Origin of the sequence: Cytobacillus sp. (assembly GCF_032154635.1) — a bacterium.
In the GTDB taxonomy this organism is placed as follows: Bacteria; Bacillota; Bacilli; order Bacillales; family Cytobacillaceae; genus Cytobacillus.
The window spans coordinates 119,577-140,071 of sequence record NZ_JALDXW010000005.1 but is presented as its reverse complement, the minus strand read 5'-3'; the positions used below and the strand labels follow the sequence as shown (position 1 = coordinate 140,071).

20 protein-coding genes and 2 riboswitches are annotated in these 20,495 nt (G+C 36.8%); of the genes, 3 read left to right on the top strand and 17 right to left on the bottom strand.

Annotation, left to right across the window (positions count from 1 at the left end; translation table 11 throughout):
- Positions 1-6 precede the first annotated feature (6 nt).
- The 5 genes from tenA to desA form a co-directional block, all read right to left on the bottom strand.
- Positions 7-696, bottom strand: coding sequence for a thiaminase II (gene tenA / locus RUH74_RS05995; protein WP_396229899.1), 690 nt, complete (start codon positions 694-696; stop codon positions 7-9).
- Positions 697-787: 91 nt separating this feature from the next.
- Positions 788-877, bottom strand: a riboswitch (TPP riboswitch).
- A gap of 76 nt (positions 878-953) precedes the next feature.
- Positions 954-1,060, bottom strand: a riboswitch (TPP riboswitch).
- 54 nt (positions 1,061-1,114) lie between these two features.
- Complete coding sequence (locus RUH74_RS05990) at positions 1,115-2,206, bottom strand: branched-chain amino acid aminotransferase (protein ID WP_313799355.1); 1,092 nt, start codon at positions 2,204-2,206, stop codon at positions 1,115-1,117.
- Between the two features lie 270 nt (positions 2,207-2,476).
- Positions 2,477-3,076, bottom strand: a complete 600-nt coding sequence (locus tag RUH74_RS05985) for a response regulator (RefSeq protein WP_313799354.1) — start codon at positions 3,074-3,076, stop codon at positions 2,477-2,479.
- A 15-nt stretch (positions 3,077-3,091) separates the two neighbouring features.
- Positions 3,092-4,210: a sensor histidine kinase gene (locus RUH74_RS05980; protein ID WP_313799353.1), complete on the bottom strand. Its 1,119-nt coding sequence runs from the start codon at positions 4,208-4,210 to the stop codon at positions 3,092-3,094.
- A 67-nt stretch (positions 4,211-4,277) separates the two neighbouring features.
- A complete protein-coding gene (gene desA, locus RUH74_RS05975; RefSeq protein ID WP_313799352.1) occupies positions 4,278-5,312 on the bottom strand; it encodes a Delta(5) desaturase DesA in 1,035 nt (344 codons plus the stop codon).
- Positions 5,313-5,451: 139 nt separating this feature from the next.
- Here desA and RUH74_RS05970 point away from each other — a divergent pair, with 139 nt between their 5' ends.
- On the top strand, positions 5,452-5,811 hold the full coding sequence (locus tag RUH74_RS05970) for a hypothetical protein (RefSeq protein ID WP_313799351.1): 360 nt from the start codon (positions 5,452-5,454) through the stop codon (positions 5,809-5,811).
- A gap of 21 nt (positions 5,812-5,832) precedes the next feature.
- Here the strand turns inward: RUH74_RS05970 and RUH74_RS05965 are convergent, their stop codons facing one another.
- From RUH74_RS05965 to RUH74_RS05950, 4 genes are all read right to left on the bottom strand, one after another.
- Positions 5,833-6,750 (bottom strand): DUF1002 domain-containing protein, encoded by a 918-nt coding sequence (locus tag RUH74_RS05965; protein ID WP_313799350.1) that lies wholly within the window; start codon positions 6,748-6,750, stop codon positions 5,833-5,835.
- Positions 6,751-6,765: 15 nt separating this feature from the next.
- Positions 6,766-7,344, bottom strand: coding sequence for a branched-chain amino acid aminotransferase (locus RUH74_RS05960; protein ID WP_313799349.1), 579 nt, complete (start codon positions 7,342-7,344; stop codon positions 6,766-6,768).
- Positions 7,345-7,356: 12 nt separating this feature from the next.
- A complete protein-coding gene (locus RUH74_RS05955) occupies positions 7,357-8,703 on the bottom strand; it encodes a DEAD/DEAH box helicase (protein ID WP_313799348.1) in 1,347 nt (448 codons plus the stop codon).
- Between the two features lie 128 nt (positions 8,704-8,831).
- Positions 8,832-9,482 carry a spore coat protein gene (locus RUH74_RS05950; RefSeq protein ID WP_313799347.1) on the bottom strand — a complete coding sequence of 217 codons (651 nt, stop codon included), beginning with the start codon at positions 9,480-9,482 and terminating at the stop codon, positions 8,832-8,834.
- 152 nt (positions 9,483-9,634) lie between these two features.
- Between RUH74_RS05950 and RUH74_RS05945 the strand changes: the two genes are divergently transcribed.
- Positions 9,635-10,768, top strand: a complete 1,134-nt coding sequence (locus RUH74_RS05945; protein ID WP_313799346.1) for a zinc-dependent alcohol dehydrogenase — start codon at positions 9,635-9,637, stop codon at positions 10,766-10,768.
- Between the two features lie 124 nt (positions 10,769-10,892).
- Here RUH74_RS05945 and RUH74_RS05940 read toward each other — a convergent pair whose 3' ends face one another.
- A complete protein-coding gene (locus RUH74_RS05940; RefSeq protein ID WP_313799345.1) occupies positions 10,893-13,460 on the bottom strand; it encodes a helicase-related protein in 2,568 nt (855 codons plus the stop codon).
- 201 nt (positions 13,461-13,661) lie between these two features.
- Here RUH74_RS05940 and RUH74_RS05935 point away from each other — a divergent pair, with 201 nt between their 5' ends.
- Positions 13,662-14,192, top strand: a complete 531-nt coding sequence (locus RUH74_RS05935) for a YceI family protein (protein ID WP_313799344.1) — start codon at positions 13,662-13,664, stop codon at positions 14,190-14,192.
- Between the two features lie 69 nt (positions 14,193-14,261).
- Here the strand turns inward: RUH74_RS05935 and dacB are convergent, their stop codons facing one another.
- The 7 genes from dacB to RUH74_RS05900 all read right to left on the bottom strand — a co-directional run bounded on the left by dacB (position 14,262) and on the right by RUH74_RS05900 (position 20,371).
- Positions 14,262-15,740 (bottom strand): D-alanyl-D-alanine carboxypeptidase/D-alanyl-D-alanine endopeptidase, encoded by a 1,479-nt coding sequence (gene dacB / locus RUH74_RS05930; protein WP_313799343.1) that lies wholly within the window; start codon positions 15,738-15,740, stop codon positions 14,262-14,264.
- 173 nt (positions 15,741-15,913) lie between these two features.
- Entirely contained in the window at positions 15,914-16,231 is a 318-nt protein-coding gene (locus tag RUH74_RS05925) for an MGMT family protein (RefSeq protein ID WP_313799342.1), read from the bottom strand.
- Positions 16,232-16,256: 25 nt separating this feature from the next.
- Complete coding sequence (locus RUH74_RS05920) at positions 16,257-16,781, bottom strand: mismatch-specific DNA-glycosylase (protein WP_313799341.1); 525 nt, start codon at positions 16,779-16,781, stop codon at positions 16,257-16,259.
- A 116-nt stretch (positions 16,782-16,897) separates the two neighbouring features.
- The gene (locus RUH74_RS05915) at positions 16,898-17,089 is read right to left on the bottom strand and encodes a YbxH family protein (protein WP_313799340.1); all 192 of its coding nucleotides are present in this window, start codon (positions 17,087-17,089) and stop codon (positions 16,898-16,900) included.
- Between the two features lie 94 nt (positions 17,090-17,183).
- Positions 17,184-17,621: a peptidylprolyl isomerase gene (locus RUH74_RS05910; protein ID WP_313799339.1), complete on the bottom strand. Its 438-nt coding sequence runs from the start codon at positions 17,619-17,621 to the stop codon at positions 17,184-17,186.
- Between the two features lie 311 nt (positions 17,622-17,932).
- The gene (locus tag RUH74_RS05905; protein WP_313799338.1) at positions 17,933-18,127 is read right to left on the bottom strand and encodes a hypothetical protein; all 195 of its coding nucleotides are present in this window, start codon (positions 18,125-18,127) and stop codon (positions 17,933-17,935) included.
- Between the two features lie 174 nt (positions 18,128-18,301).
- Positions 18,302-20,371, bottom strand: a complete 2,070-nt coding sequence (locus RUH74_RS05900; protein ID WP_313799385.1) for a transglycosylase domain-containing protein — start codon at positions 20,369-20,371, stop codon at positions 18,302-18,304.
- Between the last annotated feature and the right edge of the window lie 124 nt (positions 20,372-20,495).

The window sequence follows — 20,495 nt, the reverse complement described above, 5'->3', positions numbered from 1 at the left end:
CTCTCTTCATATTGGCCAATCTTGTTTGTAATAGTTCATTTCCCAAAATAAATATTCGTATTTAGAAGTCATTTGGAAATGCTCCTCAAGGATTGCAAGCTCTCTTTCTGGTTTTCCTTCCGCTAATTCATCCATCAGCTGAATAAGCCACCTTGCGCCTTCGGCAAATGTTTCTGAATCGTATGTTTCAATCCATTTTCCATACCGATTTGACTCGATTTGATCACCATATTGTTTTCTAAGCAATTTTCCAATCTCCCAGTAATCCCATGCACATGGAAGGAGGCAGGCAACAACTTCAGCTAAACTTCCATTTTGAGCAACGTTTAACATATAGCGTGTATAGGCAAGATTAACTGGTGTAGGCTTTGTCGCCTCCAGCTCCTCACGAGAAATGCCGAATTCAGCAGCCAACTGGCGATGAAGATCCATTTCAAAATTTAATGTTTCATGAAGAATTTGAGCAAACTTCCCCATCGTATGTGGATCTTGTGCTTTTAATACACCTACGGAAAATAGCTTAGCGTAATCAATTAAATACACATAGTCCTGTTTCATATAATAAATAAACTTCTCTTTGTCCAGCAAACCCTTCCCAAGCTCTTGTACAAAGGGATGATTGTGATTCTTCTCCCAAATCGGCTGAACATTTTCAAATAGTCTATCAGTAAATTTTTTTGTTTTTATAGTCTCCATCTTATTTCCTCCTTGGATTATCATTTGAGACAAAAATAAAACCGCTTCCCCATTGTAGAAAGCGGTTAAATGATTACAACACAAATGGTTGTAATCATCTTACCTACTTCCCTACGCTAGTATGATCTAGATCAGGTTCAAAGGGTTACTTCTCAGCCAAAAGGCGCCCCCAGCAGAAAAAATATTTAACTGTCAATTGAAAATAAAAAAACCCCACTCTTTCAGACATAGAGTGGGGGTTGATGCTTACATACATGTTCAACCATTTACCACTTCCCTACGCCAGTGTGAACTAGATCAGGTTCAAAGGGTTTAGAACGGCCGTTCAATCTCAGTCTTTCACAAGACACCCCTAGTGTTTCTTATTTGAATTCAATTCATAGCATACCATGTATTTCAAATATTGCAAGCAAAACGATTAAATTTTCAAAGCTTCTTTTAATACTTCTACACGCCAGCCAAATGGGTCTTCACGTGTTCCATATTGAATACCTGTTAGCGTATCATATAGTTTCTTCGCAAGATCTCCTGTTTCACCTTTATTTATTTCTAGTTGTTCATTTTGCCAGAAGAATTCCCCAATTGGTGAGATGACAGCTGCTGTTCCTGTTCCAAATGCCTCTTCTAATATCCCATCTTTATGTGCTTGATAGATTTCCTCCATTGAAATTTTCCGTTCAGAAAAGGGAATATTCCAATATTTGATGAGCTGGATAATTGAATCACGAGTGACCCCGTCTAAAATGCTTCCATTCAAAATAGGTGTAACTACTTCTCCATTTATTTTAAAGAAAACGTTCATGCTGCCGACTTCTTCAATATATTTCTTTTCTTTCCCATCAAGCCATAGGACTTGGGAGTACCCAGCATTGTCCGCTACTTCCTGTGCCTTTAAACTGCCAGCATAGTTGCCAGCTGTTTTGGCATTTCCAGTGCCTCCTTGGACTGCACGAACAAATTCTTGCTCAACAGAAATTTTTACAGGATTAATGCCTTCTTTATAATAAGCCCCAACTGGGGATAAAATGATCATAAATCGATAGCTGTTAGATGGTGCTACACCTAAGAATGGCTCTGTTGAGATAATAAATGGGCGTATATAAAGTGAGGTACCCTCATATGAAGGGATCCAGTCTTTTTCAATCGTAAGCAATTGTTTTAATGCATATAATGCAAACTCCTCATCAATTGGGGGCATGCAAAGTCTAGCATTGGAACGGTTCAATCTTTCCATATTTTTCTGCGGTCTAAATAACAAAACTTCCCCTTCTTTTGAGCGATATGCCTTCAACCCTTCAAACACAGTTTGCCCATAATGAAAAATCATTGCCGATGGTTCTAAAGTGACAGGTTGATAAGGAATAATTCGCGGATCGTACCAGCCCTTTTCTGTAGAATAATCCATCACAAACATATGATCTGTAAAATGTCTGCCAAATTGAAGCTGGTCAAATGCTGGTTTTTGTTTTCTTGCTGTGGTTAAGTTGATTTCCATTTGATAGTCTCTCATCCTACTTCTTCTCCCTGTCTTTTTTTATGTAATACATATTCTTTTTGCTTAAAAGCGCCATTATCTATAGCTCTTTTAAGCGGTACTCAGTAAAAGTGAGTGATTTATTTTTACAATTATCCTCCAATTCATATGCTTTGTCGAGTGATTTTTTTAAAAAAATTAGAAAAAATAAATAATTATGTACTGCTGCCAATTTTGCTATAAAATGTTTTCAAAAATAGGACAGGAACATGTCTAATCCATTATTTTCTATAAAAAAAGAATGGTTTACTTAAACCATCCTTTTTCCTTTGATTGTGTGATTGCTTCTATTCGATTTTTGACTTCAAGCTTATCAAGTATTTGCGAAATATAATTTCTGACTGTTCCTGTTTTAATTTTAAGCTCATCGGCAATTTCTTTTGTATTTTTTCCATCTGCAACAAGCTCAAGGACTGCTTTCTCACGTTCGGTAAGCGGATTTTCTTCACTGTACACATCATCCATTAGCTCGGGAGCATAGAGCCGTCTTCCAGCCATGACCATTCGAATAGAGCTAGCCAATTCCTCGCTTGGGCTATCTTTTAGTAAATATCCCATCACACCTGCTTGTAGAGCCCTTTGAAAATAGCCAGACCGTGCAAAGGTTGTCAAAATAATCACTTTACACCCGAATCCCTTTAACTCTTCTGCTGCCTCAAGTCCGCTTTTCTCAGGCATTTCAATATCCATTATACAAATATCAGGTCGATGCTGCTTAACAAGAGTGACAGCTTCCTTTCCATTATTTGCTTTTCCGACAACTTCCATATCTTCTTCCAGGTTGAGCAAGGACCCTAATGCACCTAGCATCATTCGCTGATCTTCAGCAATTACTATTCTAATCATACTCGCTCCTCCTCTTTACATTTGTTTTACAACACTTGGAACTTTCATTGTAATCGTTGTTCCATCATTTGTTTTTACATCTAAGCTGCCGTTAACAAATTCTAGTCTTTCTTTAATCCCTAGCAGTCCACTGCCTTTAGAAAAGTAATATTGATCGGGAATGCCAATCCCATTATCCTTAATGATAATACATATTTCTTTTTCTGTTTGCTCAAATTCAATTTGGCAAATCGAAGCCTTGCTATGTTTTACAACATTTGTTACTGCTTCTTTCATACACATACTAAGAAGATTTTCAAGGAAGATTGATATATTTAGACGATTTAAATCATGATCAACGACAAGTGAGATTTCTGCTGCCTGAAGGATTTGTTTTACACGGATAAGTTCTTCTTCTAAGCGGATCCCTCGCATTTGCGACACCATTGTTCGAACTTCGTTTAAAGCAGTTCTAGCTGTTTGCTGCACATCCTTCATTTCACTTCGCGATGCTTCAGGATCTTTATATACAAGTCTCCTAGCGAGGTCACTTTTTAGGCCAATTAATGAAAGCTTTTGTCCTAGTGTATCGTGAAGATCTCTAGCAATTCGCTGACGTTCCTCCTGTTTTACAAGCTCTGCAATTCGCTGATTCGCAACCTCAAGCTGTTCCTCCAGTTTTTCTTGCTTCTTTTTATTATAAAGATTAAATGGGAGGAGAATAACACTTATCCCAATAATAATTACAAACGGCAACTGTTTTAAAAACAATGGTTTTCCTAGAACTAAATTATAATTAATAGAGGCGATTGTAAATACAAGATGGATAATATAGAGCGTTAAGAAAGCAATTCTGTTTTTGATACTCCCATTATAATAAGCAATATAAAAGGCAAAATATACAAATTGAAAAATAATCGTCATTGCGGTGGAGATGGCGATGAGGATACCTGTCCATAAGTAAACAGGCCATTTTTTCGATAGAAATGCCATTCGATAAGAAATAAAAAAGATAATTGTCAGTAAAATACCAACAATGACTTCAATGGTGGACGAGGATTGAAAAATAAAATAAAACGGCAAAATGGCAAATACGCTCCAAACATATGCAGAAATACCTGAACTTTTTAAAGTTGTAAAATATTTTTTTATCATACAATCCCCTCTTTAAATTCAAAAAAATAGGTGGAATCCACTTTAGAGTAGCCCCACCTATATTGTACTACTTAAATCTAGCAGCTATCTCGCTTTTTTTCGAATTTTTGAGATAAGCAGTGATTTCTTTATACGTAACAAATTTTTTACCTTTTTCATCCCATAGATGGAACTTAAGTGATTGCAAGCTTGTACTTAGCGTGATGGTTGGAACATTTTGTAATGGTTTTGTATTATTATGTGCTGCTTCAAGTTTGTAATTTGGCACTCTAGGGCTTAAATGATGAACATGGTGATAGCCAATATTTCCTGTAATCCATTGCAATGGTTTTGGGAGTTTATAGAATGAGCTTCCTTCCACAGCTGCTTTTACATATTCCCATTCTGCGTCTTCCTCGAAATAGGAATCTTCAAAAGTATGCTGTACATAAAAAAGCCATATTCCTGCTGCACCTGAAATTAAGAAGATCGGTAATTGAACGAGAAGAAAGGCTTCCCAACCTATTCCCCAGCATAGCATGCCGTATAAGGCGACAATTGATATATTTGTCAAATACGTATTCATCCGCTCTTTTGTTCGTGCGCCTTTTCTGTTAAATCGATTTTTAATTAGGAAAACATAAATAGGTCCAAGACCAAACATAATGATTGGATTGCGATACAAACGGTAGGCAATTTTTTGCCATGAAGATGCTGCCATGTATTCATCCACTGTAAGCATCCAAATATCGCCAACTCCACGCTTATCTAAATTGCTGCTTGTTGCATGGTGGACCGAATGATCATGCTGCCATTGACTGTACGGGAAAATGGTGATAATCCCAGTAATTGTCCCGATAATTTTGTTGGCCATTCGGTTTTTAAAGAAAGAATGGTGACAGCAATCATGGAAAATTATAAATATCCTTACTAAAAATCCCGCAGCTACAACAGCAATAATAAGTGTCAAAATATAGGAAACGGTTAAGCTTTTATATGCCATAAACCAGAGAGCAATAAAAGGTAGAATGGTGTTTATCAGCTGCCAAACACTTTCCCTAGTATTCGATTTTTCATATGGAGCCATTTGCTTTTTTAAATGCATTTGTTTTTGTTTGGTCATATTCATTGTATCCTTCCGTCATTTTAATGATAATACTATAGATGACCGGACTGAATTTGAAGACACACGTGTCATGCCTAATCCATGATAAATGTCATGTTATGAGAAGGAATATTACGAAAAAGTGAGGAGTAATCAAATGAAAAACCTAGTGGATAATATGATTCATAAAGCCAAGGTGACATACAATCAAGCGAATGCCAAAATGAAAGAAAGATTCTATGATATGACGGGTACAACATCTGCTTCAGTAAAGGAAATTGCTGATTTTATTAAGAATCACCCCGATAGCAAACTAAACAAAAAGAATTATTTAGGTTTACAGTTTTCTTTTTACAAAATGGAATTGCGCGGGATCCATTATTATCTAGAATTGAAAGATTCATCGATATTACAGGTGGATGTACATGATCAAAATGAGCAGATTGTTGCTTATCGTTCTTATCGGGATAAGTATTCCTTGCATACGCCTATAAAATTTCCAGCGTTAGAAAAATAAAAAAGCAGGGGATGCCCTGCTTTAAGAAAAAAGACTTTTAATTCCTTCGATTAAATTTTTAAAGAAATCCCCAATCGCCTGCAGGAAGCCTTTATCGCCAACCGCTTCCTCAATCCGGCTTTGAATGTCTTTAGATAGGCTTTCTAGCTGCGATTTTACATTGTCGAAGTTGATATTCAGACTGCGCATTTTTTCAAATAGATCGATGAGAAGCTGACGATCCTCAGGACTTAATTTGATTTCAAGTGTCTTTAATTGCTCATTAATAATCTTTTCAATATCCTCTTTTGTAGCAGGATTTTGGGCAGCGATTTCTTTCTTAATTTCCGTTAAGAGCTCGGAAATTTTGTCTTTATCGAGCCCTTCCTGCTGTGCCAATTTCGATGCAAGGCTAAGCTCTTCATTGGCTACTTCTGTATGTTCTGTATTTAGTTCAGTTCCTTCTCCCTCGTCATATGCTTTATAGATTCCGACAAGAGCGGAATGACCGCTTACCTTAACTGGTGACGCTACATCAACGACTGCATCCTGAATTCCCGCTGTTAAAAGCGCATTTGCATACATTTCATCGGAAACCGCTGTGATATTTTCTGGTGTCACTTGATTAATATAGAGGCCAGATCCTGAATCCTTCAGTGTAATTTTTGCTGACGAATACATATTAGAATGCTTGTTTCCCTTAATATATCGTTCTAAATCTTCCCCGCTTACCGTTAATTCTTTCACCATTTTTGGATCTTTAACCCCTAATAATGTGCGGACTTCTTCCTTCTGTGAAGGGGTTAAGGCAGAACCATATACAACAACTGGCAAGCCAAACTTTTCATTAATACTATCTTCATTATTTTCACCATTCGAGGCAATTGCACTTGTTGAAATTGTTATACATAGAAGGAAAAATAAAGCAAAGACAATCCATTTTCTAGTATGTTTGAACATGTTATACAACTCCCTTTATTTATTTTCTTCAACCGTTTCCGCCAATTTGAAAAGGAATCGGTATACAAGAACAAGGACTTCACCGAAAGTTAAGTCTTCGTTGAATCCATTTATATTATTTAATGCGAAGTTCAAATCCCATAATCCATCAGTCTGGTTAAATAGTAAACTTACTTTTATTTCTCCTCTTAATTCTTGCTCTAAGTATGCTTTGATTATTTTTTCATATTTTTTTTGAAGCTTTAAACCAAGCATGACTTCATATGTACGAAAGATATCATCTACTTCTAAACAAATCGATTCCGTATGAATCATTGGAAAACAGTCTGATTGAATATAGATAAATTCATTCAAATGTTTTGTTAAATAATGAATAGGCCGCTTTAAGAAGTTTGCTGATTCTTCTCCGAGAAACTCCTCTGTTTCTTTATCGCTCCGTTCTATGTATGCATCATCAAAACGGGAGACAGGATCCATTTCTTTTATTGTCTTTGTTTCATCGATCATTTGATGTTTCCTTGCATATTCGATTTCTTCTTTAAAGGCTGATGTTTTTTCATCAGAAAAATAATTTTTAATTTTTGTATGAAGCATGTTTCCACCTCTTTATCGTGCTCTTTTATTTTTGCTTCGACTTGGTCTTCCATTTCCTTTTGATGTTTTATTCCGACCGTTGAAGCTAGTAGCCGTTTTCTGTTTACTATTTGTTCTTCGTTCCTCTTTTTGTTTGGCATTTTTTTTCAGTGGTTTGAGAACTTTGTTAGACGGATTTGCTTTTGTTCGACTGTTCGTCTTTGCCTGATGTTTACCGTCGTTTTTGTTTTCTTTCCCTATTTTCTCTATTTTGCCAGTTTGCTTTTGAATCGAAATACGAAGCTCTTTTTCAATTAGATCAAGTGCTGGTCGATCGGCAGATGAATAAAATGTGATAGCAAGTCCCTTCATCCCAGCTCTTCCTGTTCTCCCAATCCTATGTACATAGCTCTCTGCATCCTGTGGGATATCATAATTAAACACATGTGTGACCCCATCAATATCAAGCCCTCTTGCAGCAACATCTGTTGCAATAAGCAATTGGAATTCTGCCTCACGAAATCGTTTCATTACTTGTTCTCTCTTTGCCTGTGAGAGATCGCCATGTAATTCATCACAAGCAAACCCTTTCGATTTTAGCACCTCATAGAGCTTGGATACTCTCCGTTTAGTTCGGCAAAAAATAACAGCAAGATATGGACGGTGAGTTTCAATGAAATGAATAAGAGTATTTTGCTTAGCCCGGTCAATTGTATGAACGGCAACCTGTTTCACATTGACTGCTGGACCCTGTGTTTTTTCAATTTGAAGATATTCGGGCTCCTTCATATGCCTCCTTGCTAATCTTTTGATTTCATCTGGAATGGTAGCTGAAAATAACAGCGTTTGTCTAGAATTCGGCATTTGATTGATAATTTCTTCCACTTCATCTAAAAAACCAATATGAAGCATTTGATCAGCTTCATCTAATATTAGAAAGGAAGCTTGATTCAGTTGGATCGTTTCTCTTCTAATATGGTCCAATAGGCGGCCAGGAGTACCAACCACAATCTGAATATTTTTCTTTAATTTTTTTAACTGCTTGTCTACATCTTGCCCGCCATATACCGCTAAGACATTTATTCCATTCATATGTGTAACAAGCTTTTCAATTTCGTCAGTGATTTGTATGGCGAGTTCTCTGGTAGGCGTAACGATTAAAGCTTGTATGAACTCCGTATCTCGATTTACTTTTTCTAAAATAGGTAAAACAAAGGCAAGTGTTTTACCAGTTCCTGTTTGGGATTGGGCTATGAGATCACTCCCATTTAAAATAGACGGTATCGCCTTTTCTTGTATGGGAGTTGGTTTAACAATTTTTCCTTTCTGTAATGCCTTTGAAACACTCGCTGATATTCCTAATGTTAAAAAATCAGGCAAAAAGACCCCTACTTTCCATAATTCCTATTTTATTATTTTGCTTGTTTTCCTTTAAAATAGCAAATTTTATTTCATAAATAGAAGCTAGAAAACAAAGGCGACCCCATGGTTTGGGATCGCCTGAACGTTTAGTGAGCGGGATTGGGATTTTGCATCTGTCCATTCATTGGAGCAGGTGCAAAGGAATTGACTAATTGCTCCATATCCTGCTCTGCAAGCTGAGGTACTTGATAATAATGATGTTTATTTTGATATACAGCTAATTCATAAGCCATTTCAATGCAATTTGGAATCGAATCGGCAATCACTCTTCGGACAACAGGATTCGTTATCTCTAATGCCGCCATTGCCTTTGAACCTGCACCTGCTTTAAGCGAACCGAGCATATAGCTGGAAATGCATTCATCCGTAAGCTCTGCAGCAGATTGTAAAGGTTTTTTCGGCTGGGACGGCTTTAATCCGTATATGAAATCATTTCCTTGCGTCATATTGTAAGGCTGCATTCGATTAGCGGGGTCTTGTCCGGTTGTAAAACAGTCCACTGTTGTATTGTACTCAGTTTTCATATATTGCGTTTGTCTATCGAGTATATTTAGCAGCTCTGGATCCTTTACATGTGGGCGCAGCAATGTATACAAATCTAACGTTCCGATAGTACCGGATAATACTTCATGAACATCAAATACTTCATGCCCGCCATGATTTAATTGCTGATTAACCATACCTGTATGCATATTTTGATGCATTTGGCCTTGGCTTTGCTGGTTTTGGAATTGCATAGGTCTCCTCCTCATAATAAAAAATCATTGTTATTTTGCGATTGAATGAAATTATTATTCATTAAATGGATCGATATTTTAAAGAGTAAGCAGAGATGACAGGAGAATACTATATGGAAGATAGTTATATTATTTGACTGGAGTGTTTGTAAATGAAAGCTGTAACCTACCATGGTCCGAAAAATATTTTAATTGACAACGTAGAGGAACCGGCAATTGAAAAGAATGATGATATTATCGTTAAAATTACTTCAACTGCTATTTGCGGATCAGATTTACATTTATATCAAGGAAATATGCCATTGCCTCCAGGTTATGTCATCGGTCATGAACCAATGGGGATCGTGGATGAAGTTGGATCAGAAGTAACAAAGGTGAAAAAAGGGGATCGAGTGGTTATCCCCTTTAACGTGGCTTGTGGTCATTGTGTTTACTGTAAACAGGATTTAACTAGCCAGTGTGACAATTCAAATCCATATTATGATTCAGGGGGATATTTTGGCTATTCAGAAAAATACGGAAACTATCCTGGAGGGCAAGCGGAGTACTTAAGAGTCCCTTTTGGAAATTACACTCCATTTGTAATTCCAGAATCGTGCGAATTAGAAGATGAATCATTGCTTTTTTTATCTGACGTACTTCCGACAGCATATTGGAGTGTCATCCACGGCGGGGTCAAGAAAGGAGATACTGTTATTATCCTTGGCTGTGGTCCTGTTGGGTTGATGGCACAAAAATTCGCCTGGATGCAAGGGGCCGAACGTGTAATTGCAGTGGATTATTTAGATTATCGTATGCATCATGCCAAAAGAACGAATCATGTAGAGGTCTTTGAATTTACAAAATATCCTGATATGGGTGAGCATTTAAAAGAAATTACCCATGGCGGTGCAGATGTTGTCATTGATTGTGTTGGAATGGATGGAAAAAAATCCCCCCTCGAATTTCTTGAACAAAAATTTAAGCTTCAAGGAGGGACCCTTGGGCCCATTCAACTTGCGACAAAGGCAGTAAAAAAAGCAGGCACAGTTCAAATGACGGGTGTTTACGGGGGGAACTATAACTTATTTCCTTTAGGGGCATTCTTCGCAAGAAATATCACCTTGAAAATGGGACAAGCACCAGTAATCCCATTTATGCCTATTCTTTATGAGATGATTAAAAATAAAGTATTTGATCCAACAGATATAATCACACACAAACTCCCTCTCGATAAAGCAAGTCATGGGTATCACATCTTTAATAGCCATGAGGATGACTGTATAAAAGTAGTATTAAAGCCGTAAATGAAATGGCGGACTTGGATATCCAACAGGGCTAGATTAAGGACCTTTTAATTTAATGTTATCACAACAGTAGTCAATGGCATTCGATTGGCTACTGTTGGTGATTTCCTAAAGGATCATTATGTTAATCCCAGGATCTTCTCCTTGATTGGTTCAAATGGCATTCATCACATATTTGGAATACATGCTCCCAAGGGAGTTTCTTCCCGCATCGACGGCATTTCTTCGCGATCTTTTTCACATCTGTCTTTAATCTTTCGTGTACATGATCGCTAATTTCTTCCCTTAGCCGTTCCCAGTACAATGCTTCGATTCGTTGATCTAAACGATATAAAAACAAGAGATGCAGTCCAATCGCTTTATAGGAAAGCTCTAATTCCTCCAGATTTCGTCTTTTAATCCTTGGCTCAGGAAGTTCAGAATTATTTAGGATTGCATACATCGTTTGCTCCCATTGCCAAATCAAATCAGGCTCTTTTTTAGAAAAAGGAAGATGCAAAAATCCATAAAGATCCGTTATGGACAATCTAGCTTCGATTTCCGTTCCTCGAATTCGATGATAAAGCTCCCTTTCTTCAGATAAAGAAGCTTTCTTCGTTCCATTCGGACTATCAAACTGTTCCCAAAGCTCAAAAAAAGTTCCTAGATCATGGTAATATTTCTGAAATCGTTCAAAAATAGCATTTGTCGGAGCGACTGAAAAGGTTTGAACCGGTTTATCCTCGGAATCAAGCAATCGTTTCATTGTCCGAATATCTGAAACAAAAGCTACTTTTCCAACATTGTATATGCCCTTTCGCCCAGCTCTTCCGGCAATTTGCTTTACCTCTTGTGATGTGAGCAGCCGTCTTCTTATCCCATCAAACTTTTCATTTTCAAGGAACACAATCCGGCGAATGGGTAGGTTTAATCCCATCCCGATAGCATCAGTAGAAACAATTACGGATGTTTCCCCTTGTATAAATCGCTGTACTTGTTTTTTCCTTGTTTCAGGAGGCATGCTTCCATAAATCATGCTTACAGAATGCTTAGCATTTTCGAGTCGGGAGGCTGTTTCAAGCACGCGTTTTCTGGAAAAACAAATAAGTGCGTCCCCTTTTTTTACATGATTAATTTTGAATTCCCTTTTTTCTACTTCAAGCGGAATATCACGGTGGTATTCGTATATTTGTATGTCCGCATCTCCAAGCAGCTGAAGTATCATCTCTTTCGCGCTCCAGCTCCCAATAATATGTACTTCCTTTGCATTTGCTTTCGTTATGGCCTTATACCAGGAGAATCCACGATCTTTGTCATTAAGCATTTGGGCTTCATCAATGACAATACAATCAAAACTTTCTTTTTCATGGAACATTTCAACCGTACACGAAATATGATTTGCTTCAGGAACCAGCTTTTCCTCCTCTCCTGTTTTTAATGAACAAAGGGTTCCTTCTCCATTCAGCTTTTCGTATACCTCTAGTGCCAATAGTCGAAGAGGTGCTAAATACATGCCGCTATCGGCAGCTTTCATTTTTTCTAATGCATGGTGCGTCTTCCCTGTATTTGTTTCCCCAATATGCAAGGTGTATCGAATATTTCGTTCGATAGCTGGGCGGTATTCTTGACCAAATATATCATCTAGTATCCGTTTTTCTTCTTCCTTTTTACGCTCAATTTCTTCTTGCTCTTCTCTCCGCTTCCGTCCCCTATCGTGTAGGGCAACTTTATATAACTTTTGATGTTCAATTAAATCAAAAGGAATAGTTGAAAGTATGAGCAAGTCAGATATATATTCATCCTGCATGATTTCAATCAATTCATTTGCTAATGGGCCATACGCATATTCGAGTACACTTTCGATCAAGGATGATGTAATTGTTTCAGAAAAAGTATTTCTGTATTCATTAGCTATCGAATCAGGTAGCTGTTCTACCACCAATTTCGGGAGAAGTTCTGCTAAATACTCCGAATACAGTCTTTCGTACCGATCATAGTACGTTTCGTATTCAAAATAAGTTCGTCCATGATGTACTATTTTATGAATATCGCCAGTAAGCTCGTGAAAAAAATTTGATACAGTAGAAAATGCTGTTTCTTCAAATTCTCCAATATCAACTAATTTTTCTTCTAAAGCTAAAGTATCAACAGGAGCGTATCTTCGTCTATTTTTAAAATCTGAAGCCAACTGTTCAGCTGTTAAAACCCTGATATACAAATATATAGTCTCTTCATTTGCATCAATTATCTTTTCTATTGATTGTTCCATGCTATCCTGAAGTCTCATCATTTCTATGCGTAGCCTGTCCTCCTCCTCTTTTTGGAGAAAATCAGCACGAGCCTTTTTATATTGCTTAGACCATTGATCCGTTTGATTATTGAACTTTTCATGTACCCATTTGTATGTATCAAAAGGTTTATATGTCCGTATTTCTGTCCGAAAAAGATGATTGATAATCTTTCGGCTTACATTGTCTGTTTCAAATTCCTTTTCCTTCAAAAATGTTATTTTTTCTTGCTTCGGTACATTGTTTGTTGCTTTATTCAGCCAAATATTCGTCCAAATTTGATCCAGATACTGGACTCTCTCAGCCAGATAGTCTTCAAATGTCGGCATAACCTCTTTTTTACCTAAATAATTATTCATATCCTCTGTTATTTTGTTTTTTGTCTGTTCAATGGCATTGCGATAAGTCATCTCCAGATGCGTCATTCTTTGAATCTCCTTCGATCGCTAGTTATTCCTCCTTATTGTATCACTAGCCTATCAGAAACATGAACGTTATATATTTTTTGAAAAAAATAAAAAAATGTTGTTGACAAAGGGCTTATTCCTTTCATATAATTTATCTAGAATTAAATTATCTCGAATTCAAATTAAATGAATTCGAATTATATGGAGGTTAAAATAACAATGACAAACACAAAATGGGCTATTGATCCAGTACACAGCAGCGTAGATTTTTCAATCAAGCATATGATGATCGCAAACGTGAAAGGAACATTCAATAAGTTTGATGCAGTGATTGAAGCGAATCCTGCAGATTTAACTACAGCAAACATTGAATTTACGGTTGATCTTGCAAGCATTGATACACGTAATGAGGATCGTGACAATCACCTTCGTTCAGGAGATTTCTTTGATGTGGAGAATCACCCATCCATGACTTTCAAGGCAACGAAAATTGTCAGCAATGGTGATAATGAGTATGACTTAACTGGAGATTTGACACTTCATGGTGTAACAAAATCAGAAACGTTTACAGTTACTTATGAAGGATCAGGAAAAGATCCATGGGGAAATGAAAAAGCAGGCTTTACGGTTGAAGGTTCTGTTAAGCGCAGTGACTATGGCTTAACATGGAACTCTGCTCTTGAAACAGGCGGCGTTTTAGTTGGAGATAAAGTAAAAATTAGTTTAGATGTTCAAGCTGCAAAGGCATAATAATTGAATTAAAAAGAGCGGCTCATACTGTATGTGCCGCTTTTTTTGTAGATCTTTGAATCTTAATAATTATAGTTCAGCCAAAATATTAGCTATTTTATCCTCAATCAGTTTCCCTTTTGCATCGTTCAATAAATTGTTTAGCACGATTGAAAATATGAGCCTTTCCCCGCTGTTTGTATCCACATAACCGGATAGTGAACTAACCGAAGCAATTGATCCGGTTTTTGCTCTTACCTGCCATTGTGCGGGGGAGTTTAACATTCTGTCTCTTAGTGTTCCCCCGATCATCCTTTCGGGAGCTCCGCTAACCGGGAGTGAGTAAAAAAACTGATTAAACCATCTTTCTTTTTGGACAGCGAAAAGAAGGCTTGTTATTTCATGTGGAGGAATTAGATTTATGTGTGAAATGCCAGAACCATCTCTTATTTCGATTGTTTCAGTATGAACCCCTAATTTAGCTATCTCCGATTCAACCACTTCCAGCCCTTTTTCCCAGCTTCCCTCTCCTTTAATTACTCTCCCCATTTCTTTAATCAGTGTTTCTCCGTGGCCATTATTGCTTAGTTTCATAAAAGGAAGCAACAACTCAGATAAAGGTTGAGATTGATAGCTTTTCAACATTTGTGCATTTATTGGTGCTGAATCAGTCCTTATTCTGCCATCTACATGAATCCCGTATTCTTCTAATGATTGCTTGAATAAGTCTATTGCATAGTAAGTTGGCTCCCAAACAGCCACCCATTCTCTCGCGCTTTTCGTATCCTTCGGAATCATCCCTTTTACAATAATTGTATTTGTCCCATGCGTACGCTCGATCGTAATATTCTTCTCTTCATCTGATTCTCCTGTAATAGCATGATTTATGATTTCAACATAATCAGTTTTAGGCTGCAGAATAATGGAAGGTTTCTTTCCAATATCATTTCCGGGCTTTACTTCAACAATCACTGTTCCAGCATCATAATCCTCATCAGGTGAAGCAGTTAATGCTGAAATTTGCGCTCCATAATAATACGTTTCGTCACTCCAATTCATATCTCTTGAATAGCGTACATCATCATACCAAGTATCATCTCCAATGAGATCGCCTTGAATTTTTTTGATCCCTAAAGCTTTAATATCCCTCGCTATTTCATCAAAATTCGACTTTAATAATGTAGGGTCGCCTTTGCCCCTTAGATACAGATTCCCATTAAGTATGTTTTTTTTCACCTGACCATCAGTTAGTATTTCAGTTGAAAAAGTATAATTCGGCCCTAATACAGAAAGAGCCGCAGCTGCTGTAAATAGCTTCAGATTGGATGCTGGCTTTAATCGGACATCTCCCATTCGCGAATAGAGAATTTCACCAGTTGCCGCATTCCGGACGCTAATACCAGCTAATGCACCTTTAAAATCAGGTTCACTATTTATGAGTTGATTAAGTTGCTGTTCCAGCCCAATGCTGGCATCAGTTGCTCTTGCTGGAGATCGCTCTGAATTGATAATTGAACAAATTGAAATGATGAACATGATACTAATAGAAAGAATAAACGTTTTTCTCAATTGAATCAGCCCTTTAAAAATAAACTTAGTAGCTAATCAGTATAGCCATTAAGATTGAAAACATTACATTGGAAATACGCGTAACTTCTCAAATAGTATATTGTAAGCGTTCAAACAAAATAACCTGAAACATACTTATTAAAATAGTAAATTTCAGGCTATAAAATGAGTTTTTATTTATTTTGTTCAGGAGAAAACAGAAATCTTGACAGGTCAATTCTTCCATTATTGGAAAACTCCACTCCCTCACTTTTAAGAGAGAGCTTTTGAATAGAAAAATATTCGTCATCCTTTAATCCGATTTCTCCTTTTATATTGACAACACGATGCCAAGGCAATTGATGTTTTTTGCTCATAGAATGCAAAATCCTAACCACCTGTCTAGCCCCTCTTGGGCTGCCTGCTAGCTTGGCAATTTGACCATATGTCATGACCTTGCCTGGAGGAATATTTTTAATAATGGCTACTGCCTTTTCAGTAAAGTTCTCCAATCTTTTGGCTCCTCATCCCTTTTGTTTAATTCTCTATATTATTTAATTCACGTAACAGCTGGGGAATTTCTCCATATATAGCTAGAACATCATTCAATTTCATCCGTACCAACCCGCTCGAAGATGGGGCAACAAAATCAATGACACCTGGAATGATTGTTTCCTCCTGCTTTCCCCATGGCAATGATTTTTTTTGGCTGAATTCCTGATAGACCCCTTTTCCCACATAGCATACGATTTTCGGTTTAAATAGACTGATTTTCTTTTTTAATTCTTCTCTACCCTCTTGATATTCTGCCTTTGTTATTTCATCTGCTGCCTTTGTAGGTCTAGAAACAATATTTGTTAATCCATAGCCAAGATCTAATAATTTATAGTCTTCTGATGCATCATATTTCCTCGGTGTAAGTCCTGATTCATGGAGAATCTTCCAAAATCGATTATTTGGATTGGCAAAATGATGACCTGTTTCTGCCGACCGAATACTTGGATTAAAGCCAACAAATAAAAGATCAAGATTTTCCTTTAAATGATCCTTAATGGGGTTCAAAAAAGACACCCTTTCTTTTCCTATTCTTATTATGGAGAATACAAAAAAAGCATGATCATGTCTAGTCATTTAATGAAAAAGAGCCTTTAAAAATAGGCTCAATAAAACATCTGCAGTTATATCCCGTGTTGAAAACAATAATGATTGACAAGCTCTTCTATCAAATTATGTTCAGGAAATTCACCTGAAAACTCAAAATGTACCTCTTCAATAAACTCACCATTTTTTGTAACATGAATGGCCCCATTCTTACTTACAACACTGAACTCTGGCTCAAAACGATATCCCTTTCTTTCAATTGCTCCCATTTGACAGCCCCCTTTTTTCTTAGTATGGAACCTTTTCATTGAAAAACTCTTAAAAAGAGAAAAAGAGCCAAAAAATTGGCTCCTTCCTTTATAATTATGCTTCTGTAACCTCGACTTTTTCCATTACGTCTCCGTTAGTCATAGCTTTAACAGTATCCATTCCAGAAGTAACTTTTCCAAACACTGTATGAACACCATTCAAATGTGGCTGTGGCTCATGTACGATAAAAAATTGGCTTCCGCCTGTATTTCTTCCAGCATGTGCCATTGATAATGAACCTACCTCGTGCTTATGCGGATTGCCTTCTGTTTCACAATTAATTGTGTAGCCAGGGCCGCCTGTACCCGTTCCATTTGGGCAGCCTCCTTGGCTAACAAATCCAGGAATTACGCGGTGAAAAGTAAGACCATTATAGAAGCCTTCATTTGCTAGCTTTTCAAAATTAGCTACTGTTCCTGGTGCTGCATCTGGGTAAAGTTCAAATTCGATTTTTTCTCCGCCTTGCATTAATATGTATCCTTTTTTTGCCATGAGTAATCATCTCCTACTGATTAAGAATCAGCCTTAATAATAACATTATTTATCCTTCAATTAAAAGTAATTGCATCAGAAATTTTGTTAAGTAAAAAGCTCCATAAAAAAAATGATAATAAATACAATTAAACTATAAAATGATACATGCAAAAAAATGGTGGTAAGCCCGAATTTAAGATTATCAAAATTCTTAGTTTCTCTACTTGTTCTAGTCCGCAATATATCACCATCCTTATTATTTAAAATCGTATCGAATTCTAATTATTTTGACAATGAGATAAAGAAAAATAGGAAGAGGAAATTTGAATTTAGAATTTTTTATTTATGCTCTGCTGTTTTTTCATTACTTCATAAGATTTCTCAATAATATCAGTTAGTACATCACCTTTATAAATTCTGCCTAGTTTCATATTTTGCTGATAATATTCTACAATTTCATCAAGTTTTTTTGACGTTTCATTTGCTATTCGGACATTTAATTGAATACGTTTATCATTATTCAACGTACTTTCCCCCTTCTAAAAGAATCTTTTATTACGCTATCATTATGCTAGCAGATCAATAGCAATAAAATAGGAAGAGCTATCAAAATACTATCATACTCTTTGTTATCATTCCACTTTACAAAAAAGGAAACAAGGTTGTCATCAAATAAGGACAACCTTGTTTCCTTTTAATTAATTATTAAAGGTATTTTTCCATTTATCTTTAAGAAAATCACCAAACTGGTCGAGCTCCTCAACCACATCCATTAGCTTTTCCTTCCATTTTGGCAGTTCTTCCTTAATTTTTTCGGCAGAATCTTTAATCGTTTGTTGGACTTCCTTTTGTTCTTCCTTTTGAGCAAGTTTCTCATTTACAGATTTTGTTGAGAATTCTTCTTTTTCAATAAAAGGTTGGGATTGCTCAATGATTTCTCTAAATAAAGGGACGACTGTTTTCGATGTGCTGCTCGATAAATAATGTTCACGATCTGTTTGATCGTAACCAAGCCATACCGCTCCGACGATATTCGGGGTGTATCCGACAAACCATTGATCTTTTGTACCTTTTATATCGTTGTATGGGAGCTGTGTTGTCCCTGTCTTTCCTGCAATTTGAACACCATTTATTTTTGTTGCTTCACCCGTTCCTGACTCTACAACATTTAATAGCATGGAGGTCATTTGCTTAGACACAGTTTTTGATGTAACTTTAACTGTTTTTTTCTTTCTTTCAGCAATGATATTGCCAGTTGGTCCGACTATTTTTGTAATAAGGTGGGCATCGTGCCGCTTGCCTTCATTTGGGAAAGTTGAATACGCCTCCGCGAGTTTCATAGGGGAGATCCCTTTATGCATTCCTCCTAAGGCAATTCCTAAATATTCATCTTCCTCTTCAAGTGGAATGCCAAAACGCTTTAACGCATCAAGTCCTTTATCCAGACCGATTTGATCAAGTAGCCATACAGCTGGGATGTTTAAAGAATCTTCAACGGCTTTATACATTGGAACATCTCCGCCATATTTTTTCGATGAATTTTCAGGTCTGTAGTCGCCAAAGTTCATTGGCTCATCCTTCAAGATTGAGGTAGCTTGATAGCCTTCCTCTAATGCTGGTGTGTATACAGCAAGAGGCTTCATCGTTGAACCTGGCTGTGCCTTAATATGAGTAGCTCGATTAAAACCTCGGAATACATAATCCCCTCTTCCACCAACAAGCCCTCTTACCCCGCCTGATTGAGGATCTAATAATACGGCACCGCTTTGAACAAGGACACCGCCTTTTCCCCTCGGAAATAGTGAATCTCTTTCATATATTTTTTCTAGATTGGATTGAAGATCCTGATCCATTTCTGTATATATACGATATCCTCTTGTGAATATTTCTTCTTGTGTTAATCCGTATTGATTAATGGCCTCGTCAAGGACGGCATCAACATAATAAGGATACTTTCTTTCAATAAAGCTGCCCTGTCCTTGCTCTAACTCTATTTTTTCAGAAATTGCCTTATCATATTCACTATCAGATATCATTTGGTGTTCCTTCATTTTTCCTAGAACAACATCTCTACGCTCAATCGCACGATCATAATGCTTATAGGGGTCCCTTCCAGAAGGTGATTGCAATAAACCTGCAAGCAAAGCAGATTCACTTATTGTTAAATCTTTAGCACTTTTGTTGAAATATTTATTTGAAGCTTGATCAATGCCCCAAGCTCCACTCCCAAAATATACTTGATTCATGTACATTTGTAATATCTCATCTTTTTTATACTTCTTTTCTATTTCAACTGCTAAAAACAACTCCTCTATTTTACGTTTATATGTTTTTTCAGATGAGAGCAAGGCATTCTTTGTTAGCTGCTGAGTAATTGTACTTCCGCCTCCAGTAATTCTCCCTGCAAATAGATTTTTGAAAAAGGCACGTGCGATCCCTTTGACATCGAAGCCATTATGCTCATAAAAACGTTCATCTTCAATGGCGACAATCGCATTTTTAACATAATCAGGCAACTCCTCAATCGAAACACCCTCTGATCGGTTCGTAGCTAAATGGCTTGCTACCTCTTCATTTTTATCATAAATAACAGTTGATTGTTTTAATCCTTCTTTTAACGTTTCCACATTTGCAGTAGCTGCTATAAATGCAAAAAAGAGAATAGTTAGTAATAGTAGTGTAAGTAAAATGAGCAGCAATATTTTAGTTATATGCTTATTACGCCAAAACCGTCTGATTGCTTCCCAAATTGGCTGAATTCTATTCATCATATCTCCCTACTTATATCTTATTCTAAGTTTTATCTTTATAATAAACGAAATTGAGCCTAAAAGGTTTCATAAAGTATTATTTTTACCCTATCTTAAAAGATGCTACGTGCTTCATTGCTAT